14 protein-coding genes are annotated in these 14919 nt (G+C 51.5%); 9 read left to right on the top strand and 5 right to left on the bottom strand.

The genetic code is table 11. The annotated features are described in order from the left end of the window. Positions 1-179: 179 nt before the first annotated feature. Together glnH and P771_RS18280 are read right to left on the bottom strand one after the other, a co-directional pair. Positions 180-938 (bottom strand): glutamine ABC transporter substrate-binding protein GlnH, encoded by a 759-nt coding sequence (glnH, locus tag P771_RS0107810; protein ID WP_492207325.1) that lies wholly within the window; start codon positions 936-938, stop codon positions 180-182. Between the two features lie 121 nt (positions 939-1059). Continuing rightward, on the bottom strand, positions 1060-2427 hold the full coding sequence (locus tag P771_RS18280; RefSeq protein WP_051617200.1) for a CCA tRNA nucleotidyltransferase: 1368 nt from the start codon (positions 2425-2427) through the stop codon (positions 1060-1062). Between the two features lie 164 nt (positions 2428-2591). Here P771_RS18280 and P771_RS16885 point away from each other — a divergent pair, with 164 nt between their 5' ends. The 3 genes from P771_RS16885 to P771_RS0107790 all read left to right on the top strand — a co-directional run bounded on the left by P771_RS16885 (position 2592) and on the right by P771_RS0107790 (position 5422). Then, a complete protein-coding gene (locus P771_RS16885) occupies positions 2592-3506 on the top strand; it encodes a rhomboid family intramembrane serine protease (protein WP_051617199.1) in 915 nt (304 codons plus the stop codon). Between the two features lie 61 nt (positions 3507-3567). After that, entirely contained in the window at positions 3568-4971 is a 1404-nt protein-coding gene (locus tag P771_RS0107795) for an MATE family efflux transporter (protein ID WP_028574705.1), read from the top strand. Positions 4972-5029: 58 nt separating this feature from the next. Further along, entirely contained in the window at positions 5030-5422 is a 393-nt protein-coding gene (locus P771_RS0107790) for an FxsA family protein (protein ID WP_028574704.1), read from the top strand. Positions 5423-5616: 194 nt separating this feature from the next. On the opposite strand, the gene P771_RS16880 is transcribed toward P771_RS0107790, so the two are convergent. Both P771_RS16880 and tpx read right to left on the bottom strand, forming a co-directional pair. Then, positions 5617-6603, bottom strand: a complete 987-nt coding sequence (locus P771_RS16880; protein WP_084301760.1) for a bile acid:sodium symporter family protein — start codon at positions 6601-6603, stop codon at positions 5617-5619. An 86-nt stretch (positions 6604-6689) separates the two neighbouring features. Then, positions 6690-7208, bottom strand: a complete 519-nt coding sequence (gene tpx, locus P771_RS0107780; protein WP_028574703.1) for a thiol peroxidase — start codon at positions 7206-7208, stop codon at positions 6690-6692. Positions 7209-7582: 374 nt separating this feature from the next. Here tpx and P771_RS0107770 point away from each other — a divergent pair, with 374 nt between their 5' ends. Continuing rightward, complete coding sequence (locus P771_RS0107770) at positions 7583-8488, top strand: DMT family transporter (protein ID WP_028574702.1); 906 nt, start codon at positions 7583-7585, stop codon at positions 8486-8488. 124 nt (positions 8489-8612) lie between these two features. Here the strand turns inward: P771_RS0107770 and P771_RS0107760 are convergent, their stop codons facing one another. Beyond that, entirely contained in the window at positions 8613-9566 is a 954-nt protein-coding gene (locus tag P771_RS0107760; protein WP_028574701.1) for an L-lactate dehydrogenase, read from the bottom strand. 504 nt (positions 9567-10070) lie between these two features. Here P771_RS0107760 and P771_RS0107750 point away from each other — a divergent pair. The 5 genes from P771_RS0107750 (at position 10071) to P771_RS0107725 (ending at position 14882) form a co-directional block, all read left to right on the top strand. Continuing rightward, positions 10071-10988, top strand: a complete 918-nt coding sequence (locus P771_RS0107750; protein WP_028574699.1) for a restriction endonuclease — start codon at positions 10071-10073, stop codon at positions 10986-10988. Between the two features lie 77 nt (positions 10989-11065). Continuing rightward, positions 11066-11764, top strand: coding sequence for a DNA alkylation repair protein (locus P771_RS0107745; protein WP_208595955.1), 699 nt, complete (start codon positions 11066-11068; stop codon positions 11762-11764). Position 11765: 1 nt separating this feature from the next. Beyond that, positions 11766-12053, top strand: a complete 288-nt coding sequence (locus P771_RS0107740) for a helix-hairpin-helix domain-containing protein (protein ID WP_028574697.1) — start codon at positions 11766-11768, stop codon at positions 12051-12053. 224 nt (positions 12054-12277) lie between these two features. Next, positions 12278-14170 (top strand): aspartate ammonia-lyase, encoded by a 1893-nt coding sequence (gene aspA, locus P771_RS0107730; RefSeq protein ID WP_084301758.1) that lies wholly within the window; start codon positions 12278-12280, stop codon positions 14168-14170. Positions 14171-14267: 97 nt separating this feature from the next. Next, positions 14268-14882 carry a LysE family translocator gene (locus tag P771_RS0107725; RefSeq protein WP_028574695.1) on the top strand — a complete coding sequence of 205 codons (615 nt, stop codon included), beginning with the start codon at positions 14268-14270 and terminating at the stop codon, positions 14880-14882. Positions 14883-14919: the final 37 nt, after the last annotated feature.

Here is a 14919-nt window from a genome sequence, read left to right as displayed (position 1 = left end):
AGTTGACCGCTTGATAAAAGTTACTTGTAGATTGCAGGTCGCAATGCATCAGGCCTTGGTCCGCGAAAGGGCTTTAGTCTCATGATACCAGTTCAGACGATGGCCGGATTATAGTCAGGTGTGCCGGAAAAAAACAACCCCTGGAGAAAGGAATTTTCCCCAGGGGTTGTGTGGGTTGTTTACCTAGGGCTGGGGTCCTGGCCAAACCACTTGCGGTAGATTTCGGCATATTCGCCGGATTCCACCAGCTGCAGGAAAGCAACATTGACATCATTTCTCAGCTTGCTGCCAAGGGGAAACCCGATGCCGTAGGACTGGGCCTGCATGCGGGGGCCTACAGACTTGACCTGGCCGTCTCCAGCAGTGTTAATGTAGTAAAGAACATTGGGAGTATCGTGCATGGCTGCATCAACGCGGCCAGCCCTGACTTCCATGTAAGCTGCTTCTATGTTGGGGAACTGGACGATTTCCGCGGGGTTGAGGCGGGGGGCGTAGTTGGCGCTGGTGGTGCCGGTGCGGACTGCAATACGCTTGCCTTCAATGTCTTCAGGTCCGTTGATCTCGTCATTATCGGCCATGACCATGATGGTCAGACCACTGTCATAATATGGATGCGAAAAATCAACCACTTTTTCCCTTTCAGCGGTAATGGTAATTCCGGCCAGGGCTGCGTCAACACTGCCGGTCTGCAAAGCTGGAACTATTCCGGAAAAGTCCATGGGCTGTAAAGTGTATTCCACGCCGATTTTCTTGGCTATGGCGTCCCAGAGGTCAATATCAAAGCCGACGTACTTTCCGGTATCCGGATCTCTGAATTCAAAGGGCACAAACGCAGTATCAACAGCAACAGTCAGTTTTTTCGCCTGAACCGGTCCGGCCAGCAGTCCTGATACAATCATAAGACAGCCGATCAGGCCGGCTAAGATACTTTTTTTGATCATCTTGACCTCCATAGTTTTTTAATGTGAAAAATATTCCTACTTAGCCGATCATTTTTATACTACAAGCCATGGCTTGTCAATGAACAAGAAAAATTCTGTTCCTTTGCATGGGGTAGATTCAGGATGAATTGCCGTTTTTGTCTGCTGTCTGGCTCAATCTTACCGCTATTTCCAGGGCCTGGCCCAGAATCCGGCTCTGGTCGGTGACTCCATGGTCCAGGGCCCACTGAGTGGTCATTCTGATCACCCTGCCCACCATGGGACCTGGAGCCAGGCCGGTATGTTCAAGGACCTGCCTCCCGGTGATGACCGGTGACATTTTGCCCTGCTCCCTGTTTATCCACGCCTCGACTTTTTTTTCTGCCCGGTGGAATTTTTCTTTCAGCAAGCCGGCCCTATTGGCGGACCTGGCCCTGAGATCCAGCTGAACTACTTTTTTTAACAGAGGCCAGCAGTCATGGTCCATGATCCGGTATATCCGGGAAGGCCTCATTTCATCCAGCCGGGCGGCCTGCATGTGACCGGCAGCAACAAAACACATGCTGCTGATCATATCGCCGGCCAGGTGCAGACGTCTGCCTGCTGCCCGGATCAATTCAATTCCGGCCTGGCCATGTCCGGGGTAGGCTGGTGATGAGCCCTTTATTTCCAGGCAGCAGGCCTTGCCTGCATCATGGAACAGGACAGCCATGTTCAGGGTGGCGTCTTGACCGGGAGAGGCCTTCAGGGCGGCCAGGGTATGCTCAAACACATCACCTTCTGGGTGGTGTTTCGGGTCATGGGGCAGTCCTTTAAGGGCATGTATTTCCGGCAGGACATGGACCAGAAGTCCGGTCCGGTCCATAAGGCTCAGAGACCGGGCAAAGTCAGGTCCTGAAAGGGACGAAAGAATAATTATCTCCCGGCCAATGCGCTCAGATGCGACATCCAGAATAAGTCTGGCCAGCCTGTGAATTGTTTCAAAGGCCTTCTGGTCAATGCTGAAGCCCAGCTGGACAGAAAACCTGACTGCCCTGAGCAGGCGCAAAGGATCAGCCTTGAACACTGATTCTGGGTCAGTGACCGTTCGGATGACTTTAGTTTTGATATCTTCCAGGCCGCTCAAGGGGTCGAGTACCTGTCCAGCAGGGTCCATGGCCAGAGCATTGATGGTAAAGTCACGGTGCAGGGCGTCCATCTTAAAAAGCTCAGATCCTTTTGTCTTCCAGGTCCTGGGATCACCTCCAAGTATTTTACTGACCCTGAACTGAGCTACTTCAAAGCGCTGTCCCTGAAACTTGAGAGATACCAGGCCGAAATCCCGCCCCCTGCCCATGGAAGAGACCGGGAAATGCCTGGCCAGTTCAGCCACTGGCATGGTGGTGGCCAGGTCGATATCCTTTATTGGCCGGGCCATGACAGAGTCACGCACTGCACCGCCCACCATCAGGGCGGCATATCCGGATTTGTGGATGGTCTGGATCAGTTCCAGGGCCTTTCTGAGCATCTTTCTACTCCCGGGCATGGACAATAAGCATTCCTGATTTCATATAGCCGGACATCCCGGAAATCAAGAATCAGGCCCTGCTGATCCGGTGTTTACTTTGCAGGGGAGAAAAATTAGATATTGCTGAACCTTGGTCTGGAAATTATTTTTTTGCGATTTAATAGATGTCAGAAAATACACGAAACATAATTGATGATCTCAAGATTCCGGGAATAATCAACCCGGACTCCAGGAAAAAATCTGAATGGGCCCTGGTGCTCACAGCCATGGATATTGAATATTCCTGGGATGATGGACAGCTCATGGTCCCGGTCTCTTTGAGCGCGGAAGCTGTGGAACAGATAAGGCTTTATGAAGAAGAGGAAAAACTGTTTCCGGCTGCCAGGCCGTCTCAGGTCCTTCAGCAGGAAAATGTTTACGTCAATCTGTTTGTTCTGTCCATGCTCCTGCTTTTTTTCACCGTGGTCCATGAGGGGCTTGGGGATGCTGCCTGGGCCGAACTTCCCTGGCTGGAACAGGGCAGGGCGGATGCCGGCCTGATCATGCAAGGTGAGATATGGCGGACAGTCACAGCCCTGACCCTGCACAGTGATCCGGCCCATGTGCTGGGAAACGTGATCATCGGGGCTCCTTTTGTGCTGACCGTGTGCTCCAGTCTGGGTATGGGCCTTGGCTGGCTGTGCATCATCCTGGCCGGGGCCCTGGGCAACTATGTCAATGCCTGGGTCATGGCCTCGACCCACCTGAGTATCGGCTTTTCCACTTCAGTTTTTGGGGCAGTGGGCATTATGTCCATCAATGCCATCAAACATTCCAGGCTGTCAGCAGGTAATGCAGTTGTCCTGGGGCTGGCTCTCCTGGCCCTGCTGGGTGTGGGAGGGGAGAATACTGACCTGGGAGCCCATTTTTTTGGACTTCTGGCCGGGTTTGCCATAGGCTGGCTGGTCATGATCATGGTGGATACAGTGGAAAACATGAAAAAAATTGATTTCCTGTTTGGCCTGTCCGCTCTGTTTCTGGTGCTTGAATCCTGGCTCATGGCCCTTTTCGGCCACGGGTTCCTGGACATGCTCTTCTGATCAGCTTTTAGAGGAATATTAACTGGACCAGGCATCCTGGCGAGGGGTGTCCGGAGTTGAATTGGATTCATTAAGCTCTTCATATAAAGCCATATGGAAACTGGCCTGGCCCCAGATTCTGATGATGCTCTTTCATTTCCTCATCGGATTTGTTGATGTCTGGGTGGCGGGCCGACTGGGTCGAGACGTCCAGGCCTGCATGGGCATGATTACCCAGGCCCTGTTTTTTTTCCTGGTGGTGGCCATTGCCCTGGCTAATGGAAGCGTGGCCGCCATAAGCCAGTCTGTTGGTGCCGGTCTCATCAGGCGGGTTCAGAGGTATATCGGTCTTGGACTGGAAATCGGCGTTGTTCTGGGGTTTGTGTTTCTGGTGGCAGGATTCCTTTTCCGGGATGGGCTGCTGGAGCTGCTGCAGGTCCCGGATGAAATCATGCCCATTGCCGCCTACCTCCTTAAAGTCTACTTGTACGTCCTGCCAGGATACTATCTGCTGATCATCTGTAATGCTTTTTTCCGGGCTCAGAAAAAGGTCATGATTCCCCTGTTTGCCATGATGATCGTGACCGCTGTGAATACCTTTGGTGATTTCGCCTTTGGCCTGGGCATGTGGGGTTTTCCCGAATACGGATACAAGGGGCTGGCCTGGAGCACCTTTGGTTCTGTTTTGTGCGGTACGGTGTTCAGCCTGGTGGTGCTTTACAGGCATGGTCTTTTAAAGAGAAAAAGCTTTGCCCCGTGGTGCTGGATAAAAAAGGCCTTCCCATATCTGTTCAAGGTGGCCTGGCCGGCCGGGCTGATGCAATTGGTCTGGCATTCTGCCTATATGGTCCTTTATGCCATTACTGCAGCTCTGCCCCTGGGCAGTGTGGTAGCTCTGGCCGGGATGAGCGCTGGGATCAGGGTGGAGTCCCTTCTTTTTCTTCCCGGCTTTGCCTTTAATTTTACAGCTTCCATTCTGGTGGGTAACTATTTAGGTCAGGGAGACATAAAAGGGGCCAAGAGAATGGGGTATCTGGTCATGCTTTTTGGTCTGGGGCTGGTCAGTACCCTGACTCTGCTCCTGTGGCTGGTCATTGAGCCTGTAGCCGGATTCATTGCCCCGGATCCTGAAGTCAGCCTGGAGGCAGTTAACTATCTGAAATATAACATGGCTGCCATGCCTTTCCTGCTGGTGTCCATGATCCTTGGCGGGGCTCTGACCGGTGCTGGTGCGACCTTTTATCAGATGATTGTTATGGGTTCTTCGGCCTGGCTGGTCAGGATTCCCCTGGCCTGGTACCTGGGGCATGTCCATATGCAGGAAGCTACAGGTATCTGGCTGGCCATGTTCATCTCCATGGTTGTCCAGGCTCTGCTTATGCTTTATTTTTACCAGATCAAGGACTGGACCAGGTTTTCCATGAAAAAAACTAAAAGGGCCATTCAGCCCAGCAACACCATAAACAAGTTCAAAGCCGGGAAATGAGTTTCTTTAAATAGAGATCCCAGCTTCAACTTAGATACAGAAAAACAGAGGACATGAGATGCTAGCGAAATTGTTTGCCGCCTTCGTGATTATCCCCATCCTGGAAATCTATGTGATAATCAAGATCGGATCTTATATCGGAGCCGGATGGACCGTGTTTCTGGTCATTGCCACGGCCTTTGTAGGGGCATACCTGGCCAAGATGCAGGGAGCCCAGACCATGCTCAGGATGCGGACCAACATGCAGCAGGGCATTCCACCCACCAGTGACATCCTGGATGCCTTTCTGATCTTTGCCGCTGGCCTGGTTTTTCTGACCCCGGGCTTTCTGACCGATGTCCTGGGTGTACTTATCCTGTTTCCTCCCACCAGACAGCCCATCAAGTTCTGGCTCATCAAGAAAATAGACCAGTGGATGAGCCAGGGCAACGTGCATATCCGCAGGTTCTAGGCAGTGTCCAGCCCAGGGATATCCGAACTGGACTGATCCGGCCTGGAAGGTTTTTTCCAACCCGGGAGAGGTGAAACATCTTCAGGGGATAAATGCCGGCTTGTCCGGCCCTTTCAGGGCTCGGGTGACAACAGATTGCAGGTTAATTCCTGATAAACCTGTTCAGGCCGGGTCTGGAACAGGGCAATACCGGATCAATCTTCTTGCCCAGCCTTCTGGTTGATCCGGTTGACCAAAAGTCCGCCCAGAAAGAGCTGAATGATGTGATAGAACATCAAAGGCAGCAAGATGATGCCCAGACCCGGCTGGGAGGCAAAGATGAGGTTGGCCATGGGTGCTCCGGCAGCCAGGGTTTTCTGGGAGCCGCAGAACAGTGCGGACATGGCGTTTTCGTGATTGAACCGGAAAAGTCTGATTCCCGACCAGACCAGAGCCATGACCGTGAAAAACAGAATGATGGCTGCAGCAGCGGCCAGGACAGCGGTTCCGGTTCCGTGGGCTGCCCAGATATTCTGCTGCCAGGAATTGCTGAAGGCTGCATAGACGATAAAGAGGATGATCAGGCTGCTAAGGGTGGAGAAGAGCTTTTTCAGAGGATCGGTCCATTGGTAAACCAGGGGTCTAATGATCTGTCCGGCCACCAGGGGGGCCAGAAGCATCAGAGAGATGTCCAGGAACAGCCTGCCCAGGGGCAGGGTTTCCCCGCTGGTCTGCAGCCACAGGCTTATCCACAAAGGTGTAATGAAAATGCCGGCCAGGTTGGCCACGGTGGAATTGAATACAGATCCGGCCACATTGCCTTTGACCATGGCGGTGTAGGCCACAGAAGTGGCTATGGTGGTGGGCAGGGCACCTAGAAAGAAAATACCGAGTTTGAGATCCGGTGAAAGCAGGTCTCCGACCACAAGGATCATGGCCAGGGCCACCAGGGGAATGACCAGGAATATGAAAGCCTGGGCAAAAACATGCAGTTTCCACTGCATAACCCCTTTTTTCAGGACAGCCAGGGAAAGGGTCAGACCCTGAAAAAAGAAAATCAGGACCACCCCCAGCCTAGTGGTCATCTCACTCTTGAGGGCCCCTCCTGCAGCTCCCAGGCCCGGGGTGAGCCAGGCCAGGAAGGCCGCACCAAGAAGTCCGACTAGAAACCAGTTCTGCTTCAGCCACTTATTGATACCCACTTGATTTCCCCCTGAGACATGTAATGTCGAGCTTTAAAGCATATATTCAGGAGAAAGGCAACGGGCAATCAGGCAGGAAAAGGCTGTCAGCTGATGAGGTTTTTTACAGCCTCCAGGGATGCAGTGTAGTCGGGCTCTTTACCCACTTCATCCACCAACTCCAGATGTCTGATGATCCCTCCCTTGTCCAGGACAAGCACGGCCCTGGCCAGGAGTCTTGCTTCCTTGATGAGCAGGCCGTAAGCCAGGCCGAATGAAGCATCCCTGTGATCGGACAGGGTCTTGACACTGTCCACTCCAGCTGCAGCACACCATCTTTTCTGGGCAAAGGGGAGGTCCATGCTGATGGTCAGGATCTGGACATCCTTGCCCAGGGCGGCTGCTTCCTGATTGAACCGCCTGGTCTCCATGTCGCAGACCGGGGTATCCAGAGAGGTCACTGCAGCCAGGATAGTAACTTTGCCCTGTCCTGGTTCAAAGGTGTACGGTTTGAGATCATTGTCCACTACCTGAAATGCGGGGGCCTTCTGACCGACCTGTACTTCCTCGCCCAGCAGGGTTACGGGATTTCCTTTGATGGTCACCAGACCGGTTCGCTCTTTCATTATGTCCTCCTTGTTGGGTTGGAAATGGCTATGTCCATATATATGCAGAACAGCATTAATGGCAAGGGCCTTGGTCAATGCTGTGTTGGTTATGTAAAAAACAGGGCAGGTGAATATTCACATCGCAGTAAAAGTCCGTTAGGCTGGCCCAGCCAGTTAAGGGGGTTTTGAATACCGCTCCTGCTTGCAAGGGGCAGCTGCTGTGGCTGGATAAAGGTGAGCAGCTTTTGCCGGAGCAGGTGGAGAAGTTTGCCTGGAAGATTGAGCTGACTCTGCAGGGCCGGCCATTGTAATGACCAGTGTTTTGTGCTGGGCCGTCAGTCTGGAGAGAGTCCAGGAACAGTGAATATTTCATCAAGAAAAAGTAAGATAAAATGGTAGGAATCAGTGCAGCTTTTGTGGCCCTGGCAGCTCTTTTCTGGGGGTTGTCCGGCGGGATCGGAGGCATTCTCACGGCCCAGGGCTGGGACCCGGTTGTAGTTTCCTTGTACAGGGGGGTAATCGGGCTGCTTTTTGTTCTGGCCTGGCTGGGCCTTAGACCCCAGGGCAGTGGACTGGCAAACAGTCGATTATGGTTCTGGTCAGTAATAGCCGGGGTAGGAGTGGCTGGCAACTTTGCGTTTTACTTCATCAGCATTGCCAAGGGCAGCGTCGCAGTTGCAGCCACCCTGATGTACTGCGCGCCAGTGTTTGTCTATCTTGTGTCCTTCACCTTGAAGCTGGAAAGGCCCACTATGGGCAAATGGACTGCCATCGCCATGGTCATGCTTGGCATTGTGCTGCTTACAGGTGTGTATGAGATTGGAGCGGGTGATGTCACCCCCATTGCTGCCGGTGCCGGGCTGCTTTCCGGACTGTCCTATGCCGTATTTATCTTCGGCTTTAAGTATGCAGCCCCCCATGGCAGCCCCCAGGCAATTCTGGTGGTGGCTTTTGCAGTGCTTATCACCATACTTTTCTGGTTCAGCGATTCCCATCAGGCCGTGGCAGTGCTGACAACACCTGACTGGCCGCTGTTTGTGATCCTGGGAGTGTTTGGCGCTGGATTGTCGTTTATCTTTTATATTGTCGGCCTTAATCGGACTGCACCGGCTGTAGCATCCATTGTGGCCATGGTTGAGCCGGTTACTGCATCGCTGTTCGGCCTGCTGATTTTAAATGAAAATCTGGCTCTGCTCCAGTTTTTCGGCATGGGGCTGATTCTGGTGACTGTTACTGCACTGAGCGTATACTCGAGTACCCAGGATGAGCCTCTGACGATTAACCCGGCTGATGAGTAGTGCTTTGGGTTTACCCCCCCCTTGAGAGATGACCTTTGCCTTTCATTCCTGTCTGGCAGGAATTAATCATCCCTTTTACCTGGAAAGGGATGGTTTTTCGGTCAGATCCCACAGAGCAGGCTAACTAGTACCCAACAGAAGCCAGGTTTTCTCTGAGGATACGGGCTGAATCACGCAGGGCCTTTTCTTCATTGTCAGCCAGGGGGTTGGAGAACACATGGCTGACTCCGCCGGAGCCAACAGTGCAGGGCAGTGAAAGGCATACGTCCTTGATGCCGTATTCACCCTGCATCAGGGTGCCAACGGTCAGTACGCTCTGCTGGTTCAGGAATATAGCTTCAGTGATCCGGTTCATGGCCAGGGCAATGGCATAGTAGGTGGCATCTTTTTTTTCGATTATGTGATAGGCGGCATCCCGGACATTGTCTTCAATCTGCTGTTTGTGGGGGTGAATCGATTTTGAGCAGGCCCTGCACCAGTCCATCAGTGATATTCCGGCAATGTTCACTCTGCTCCAGACCAGGACTTCGCTGTCGCCGTGTTCTCCAATGACATAGCCATGTACATTTCGTGAATCAATGTTGTAATGTCTGGAAATGAGGTAACGGAAGCGCATGGTGTCCAGGACAGTCCCTGAACTGATGACCCGTTCGGGCCGGAGTCCGGAGATTTTCAAGGCTACATATGTCAGGATATCCACCGGGTTGCTGACCATCAGGATTATGGGATCAGGATTAAAGGCCATGATCTTGGGAACAATTTCTTCAACTATCCTGACGTTGCGTTTGGTCAGGTCCAGCCTTGTTTCACCCTGCTTCTGGCTGGCTCCGGCTGCGATGACCACAATCTGCGCATCCCTGCATAACTCATAGCCTCCGGCCTGAATATCCACTGGTTTGACAAAAGGCAGGCCATGGTTGAGATCCATGGCTTCGCCCTCTGCTCTGGCCTGGTTGCGATCAATCAGACCGATTTCTCTGGCTGTTCCCTTGGTGGTCAGGGCGTAAGCATAAGACATGCCCACCATGCCTGTGCCCACTATGACCACCTTGCTGTGTTGGTGTGTGCTCTTCTGCATCTTAGTCACTTGAGTCCTGTTTTTAGATATTGAATAACTCATCAGCTGATCAGCTGAGTCTGACAAAAAGACATTTTTTACCTGGTCCGCCCTGCTTTCAAAAAGACAAAGGCTTTTCTTATAATATGGTGTATTTTGTCAGTGCAGTCAATATGGAAAGGGCATTGCAGGCCCATCAAAACGGGTTTTTAAGTAGGCGGGTGAAGGGTTTTTTGGATCTTATACCAAGTATTTCAGATCCAACACCCAGCCATTGTAAAATTTCTCCCTGCCGGTCTGGACTATTCACTTGTCTGCCGCAAACAGCCTGCAGCAATACAGTTTTTTCCTTGTGGAATAGAACTGCATTTTGTATGAAGACTGAAAATCTGGTTTTTGACAACGATTCTCAGCGTTTGGTGCTGGTAGTTCAAAGCCTGTAACCGGTGAAAATGTCGTATTTTAGGATATCCATATAGTCTGGGAAGTACTTTACTATAACCTGCAAGAGAATAGGAGTGATCCTTGGCCGTACCTGATTTCCAATCATTGATGTTGCCGCTGCTTAAATTTTCAGCTGACGGGGTTGAACACACGATGCAGGAAGCGCGTGATGGACTGGCACAAATAATGGAGCTTTCCGAAGAAGATCTTCAGGAAAGGCTGCCAAGTGGACGGCAAACCACCTTTGCCAATCGTGTGGCATGGGCCAAGGTTTACCTGACCCAAGCCGGAGCTTTGGAATCGCCAAAACGAGGGAGATTCCATATTTCTGACCGTGGTCGGAAAATTATTTTAGAAGGTCCTGAAAAAATTGACATCAAATATTTGGAAAGATTTAAAGAGTTTCAAGAGTTTCGGCAGGCGAGCAACAGGAGCCGAACTGGAAAAAGCATTCAACCTGACGATGACCAAATATCACCTGCGACTCCCGAGGAATCATTAGAGCAGGCATATCAACAGCTGCGGGACGAAGTGGCCAATGAATTGATTAATCTGATCAAAGGCAATACCCCGGAATTTTTTGAGAAATTAGTTGTGCACCTTATCGTTTCCATGGGATACGGAGGCTCTGTAAAAGAGGCTGGGAAGGCAACCCGAAAAACAGCAGATGAAGGTATTGATGGTGTTATCAAGGAAGATCGTCTTGGCCTGGATGTTATCTACCTGCAGGCCAAACGATGGGAAGCTGTTGTTGGTCGGCCAGAGATTCAAAAGTTTGTGGGCGCGCTTCATGGTCAGCGGGCCAAGAAGGGCGTATTTATCACCACCAGTTACTTTTCTAAAGAAGCATTGGACTATGTTGGCCAAATTGATCCTAAGGTAGTGTTGATAGATGGCTCCGATCTTGTTCAGCTGATGATTGATCACGGGGTTGGTGTTAGTTCTGCCGTAGTATATGAAGTCAAAAAGGTGGATACGGACTACTTCATTGAAGGTTGACCGGAACTGTTTTTTAACTGCCTGATAAAGTTTTTTGAGCAGCTGGTAATTCAAATGTCATCTATGGGGATATAAGGGTGGAAGAGATTCGAAGTGCACTCCTGGACCATGCTGACCAGGACAGGGCCAGTACCATGCAGCGTTTCTTTAAAACCGGCCCTGGAGAATATGGCCAGGGTGACCGGTTTCTCGGGGTCAGTGTTCCCTTAGTCCGTCTGGTGGCTAAGAAGTACCGGAATATTGAACTTGATCAGGCTTTGATCCTGCTTAAATCGGTTTTTCATGAGGAACGTCTTCTGGCCCTGATTATTCTCGGGCACAAGTATCAAAAGGGGGCCAGGCACGAGCAGGAGGAAATTTTCCGGGCATACCTGGATCATACCCGGTACATCAATAACTGGGACCTGGTGGATGTATCGGCTGAGCACATTGTTGGAGCCTACCTCTTCAGCCGTTCCCGCTCTCTTCTTTACCAGCTGGCCGAATCAACCGACATCTGGGAGCGGCGCATTGCAGTCATGTCTACATTTTATTTTATAAAAAAAGGCGAGTTTGATGAAACACTCAGGATCGCTGAACAGCTCATATCTGACAGTCACGATCTGATTCATAAGGCTGTGGGATGGATGCTCAGGGAGATCGGCAAACGGGACAGAGAGGTGGAAGATGTTTTTTTGCAAAACCATTATCAGAGTATGCCTCGAACCATGTTAAGATATGCCATTGAAAAGTTTCCTGAAGATCTGCGGCAGAAATACCTCAAAGGTCAGGTCTAGGATGGAGCAGTCCAGGACAAAGATAAACAGGCTGGAAGACCTGCCCAATGTGGGTCCGGCCATAGCTGCCAGACTCAGGACCCTGGGTATTGATAAACCGTCGGACTTGCCCGGCCTGGACCCTTATGCCATGTATGATCAAATCAACTTAAAAACCGGGCAGAGACATGATCCGTGCCTGCTGGATGTGTTTATCTCCATTGTCCGGTTCATGGAAGGTGCCCCGGCCCGGCCCTGGTGGAAATATACTGCCCAGCGCAAGCAAAGGCTCAGGCCAAACCGCTCCTGATTGCCCGCCTGTTTCAGCATTGCTCCAACCCGGCTTTATATTTGACAGAAGTCATGTTTCTCCATACTCATTTTATCTTTGCCAGGTACTGATTCTGCCCGGCCTGGATTCATGCCTGTCAGCCGGATCCAGTTCTGGATGAAAATGGTATTTTTTATAACCGGCTTATTCAAGCCGGGAGCAGTCCAAAATCAACCCAGCCCAATAATTAAAGGAAACCCTGCATGCACAAGAATAATCAGGCCCAACCCATAGGTGAACGGGTTGTTGAACGCACTTCTTCCAAAACCGGGATAGCCCAGAAGGATCTTGAGACCATCCTGAGCCAAGGGGTCAGAAAAACCTATGCTCCAGGTGCCTGGCTTTTTCATGAATCAACGCCCAGATTGTGGTTCGGGGTTGTGGAAGAGGGTGAAGTCGAGCTGGTTCGCGGTCTGCATGGTTCTCAGGTTCATCTTGCCTCCCTGGGAGTCGGAGCCATGATTGGTGAGGCTGCTCTTCTGGATGATGCGCCCCATGCAGTGGGGGCACTGACTGGTAAAGGGGTTACTGTGGTCCAGGTGTCCAGGGAGGTCTGGGAAAAGCTGCGTCAGGACAATCCTGAAGTATTTTACCGGATTGTGGCCCAGGTGGCTCGCAGGATCAATGACCGGCTGCGCTATGCTACGGACAAGCTGACCTCTGGAAATGGCAGTGGAAAAGAAAATTTGCTGCGTGATGTCCGGGTGGAGCATGATCTCCTGGGAGAGCGCGAAGTGCCCAACAATGTTTATTACGGCATCCAGACCATGCGCGCCTTGGAAAATTTTCCCATATCCGGTACGCCTTTGAAAAATTTTTCCCACCTGGTCAGATCCCTGGCCTTTGTGAAAAAGGCTTCAGCCATGGCCAATGCAGAGCTGGGCGTTCTGTCCAAACAGAACATGCAGGCCATCTGTGCGGCCTGCGATGAAATCCTGGACGGCAAACTGCATGATCAGTTCGTAGTGGATATGCTCCAGGGCGGGGCAGGCACGTCGACCAATATGAACGCCAACGAGGTCATTGCCAATCGGGCTCTGGAAATCCTGGGCCATCAAAAGGGAGAATACCAGCATGTCCATCCCAATGATTGTGTGAACTGTTCCCAGTCCACCAATGATGCTTATCCCACTGCAGTCAAGCTGGCCGTGTATCTGTCCATCCAGGACGCTCTGGGTGCCCTGGATGAGCTGAAAAAGGTTTTGGAAATTAAGGAACAGGAGTTTTCTCATGTTCTAAAGATGGGCCGGACTGAAAATCAGGATGCCGTGCCCATGACCCTGGGCCAGGAATTCGGGTCCTATGCCATCACCATTGGTTCGGCCATGGACAGCATGCAGGTGGCAGCCCATGGTCTTCTGGAAATCAATATGGGAGCCACAGCTATTGGCACAGGCATTAACAGCCCTCCAGGCTATGCTGAACTGGTTACCAGCAAGCTGACTGAAGTCAGCGGTCTTCCGGTCCGGCAGGCCTTGAACCTGGTTCAGTCCACCCAGGATGCGGGCAGTTTTGTCCAGATGGCCGGGAACATGAAGCGGGCTGCGGTCCAGATCTCCAAGATCTGCAAGGACCTGCGCTGGCTTTCTTCCGGACCGCGCTGCGGCTTGAACGAGATCCTCCTGCCACCCATGCAGCCTGGTTCATCCATCATGCCCGGCAAGGTCAATCCGGTCATCCCGGAAATGGTCAACCAGGTCTGTTTCACCATTGTTGGATACGATGTTACAGTATCCATGGCTGCTGAATCAGGCGACCTTGAGCTGAATATGGCCGAGCCTATCATGGCCTACTGCCTGCTGCACGGCTTGATGATCCTGAAAAACGCAGCCATAGTCCTGAACAGCAGGTGTATTGCAGGCATTGAAGCCAATGAACAGCGCTGCCTGGAGTACGTTCAGAACAGTATCGGCCTGGTTACTGCCCTTAATCCGGTCCTGGGCTATGAACGGTCTGTGGCCATTGCCAAGGAAGCCCTGGAAACCGGCAGCAGTGTTTTTGATCTGGTCCTGGAAAAGGGGTGGCTGACCAGGGAAGAGCTGGATGATCTGTTAAAGCCGGAAAACATGACCCGGCCCAGGGCCATCATCCGTTAAGAACAGGGCAGAAAAAGGCTGTTTTAAGGTATGCATGTTTGGGTCGTTATCTGATAATTTTTAGACACCATTGAAATAACTATTATTGAGGACTATTATGTTCAGTGTGGAGTTCCTGATTACTTCCCTGGTAGTGGTCATGATTCCGGGCACAGGGGTCATTTATACGGTTTCCAATGGTCTGTTCTGCGGACGCAAGGCCAGTCTGGCTGCAGCTGCGGGCTGTACCATGGGCATTGTTCCCCATCTTCTGGCCAGTGTTCTGGGGTTGTCTGCCATTTTGCACATGAGTGCAGTGGCTTTTCAGGTCATGAAATATGTCGGGGCAGCATACCTGCTTTATCTGGCCTGGACCATGTGGCGTGAATCAGGTGCCTTGAAATTTGATTCCGGACAATCTAATATTGGGGTGTGGAGTATTGTCAGGAGGGGGTTTCTGATTAATATTTTAAATCCTAAGCTGTCGATATTTTTTCTGGCTTTTTTGCCTTTGTTCGTTGCTCCGGGTTCTGGTTCTCCGATCTGGCAGATGACCATGCTGAGTATTGCGTTCATGTGCATGACCCTGGTGGTTTTTATTGTTTACGGAATTTCGGCTGATGGTTTTCGTAAATATGTGGTGAACTCTCCGGTTGTGGCAAAGTGGATGCAGCGTTCTTTTGCAGCCTGTTTTGCAGTCCTCGGGATCAAGCTGGCTACAGCAGACCAGTGAGCAAGAAAGCCTTATTCGCAATTGGGTCATGTTCGGA

It is taken from the genome of Desulfonatronovibrio hydrogenovorans DSM 9292, assembly GCF_000686525.1.
In the GTDB taxonomy this organism is placed as follows: Bacteria; Desulfobacterota; Desulfovibrionia; order Desulfovibrionales; family Desulfonatronovibrionaceae; genus Desulfonatronovibrio; species Desulfonatronovibrio hydrogenovorans.
This window is presented reverse-complemented; position numbering and strand designations above follow the sequence as displayed.

Bases quoted from the DNA above. Each gene is read 5' to 3' on its own strand.
- P771_RS16885 (WP_051617199.1), top strand. From the start codon at position 2,592: ATGTCAGAAAATACACGAAACATAATTGATGATCTCAAGATTCCGGGA.
- tpx (WP_028574703.1), bottom strand. From the start codon at position 7,208: ATGAAAGAGCGAACCGGTCTGGTGACCATCAAAGGAAATCCCGTAACC.
- P771_RS0107770 (WP_028574702.1), top strand. From the start codon at position 7,583: ATGGTAGGAATCAGTGCAGCTTTTGTGGCCCTGGCAGCTCTTTTCTGG.
- P771_RS0107740 (WP_028574697.1), top strand. From the start codon at position 11,766: ATGGAGCAGTCCAGGACAAAGATAAACAGGCTGGAAGACCTGCCCAAT.
- P771_RS0107760 (WP_028574701.1), bottom strand. From the start codon at position 9,566: ATGCAGAAGAGCACACACCAACACAGCAAGGTGGTCATAGTGGGCACA.
- P771_RS0107790 (WP_028574704.1), top strand. From the start codon at position 5,030: ATGCTAGCGAAATTGTTTGCCGCCTTCGTGATTATCCCCATCCTGGAA.
- P771_RS18280 (WP_051617200.1), bottom strand. From the start codon at position 2,427: ATGCTCAGAAAGGCCCTGGAACTGATCCAGACCATCCACAAATCCGGA.
- P771_RS0107725 (WP_028574695.1), top strand. From the start codon at position 14,268: ATGTTCAGTGTGGAGTTCCTGATTACTTCCCTGGTAGTGGTCATGATT.
- aspA (WP_084301758.1), top strand. From the start codon at position 12,278: ATGCACAAGAATAATCAGGCCCAACCCATAGGTGAACGGGTTGTTGAA.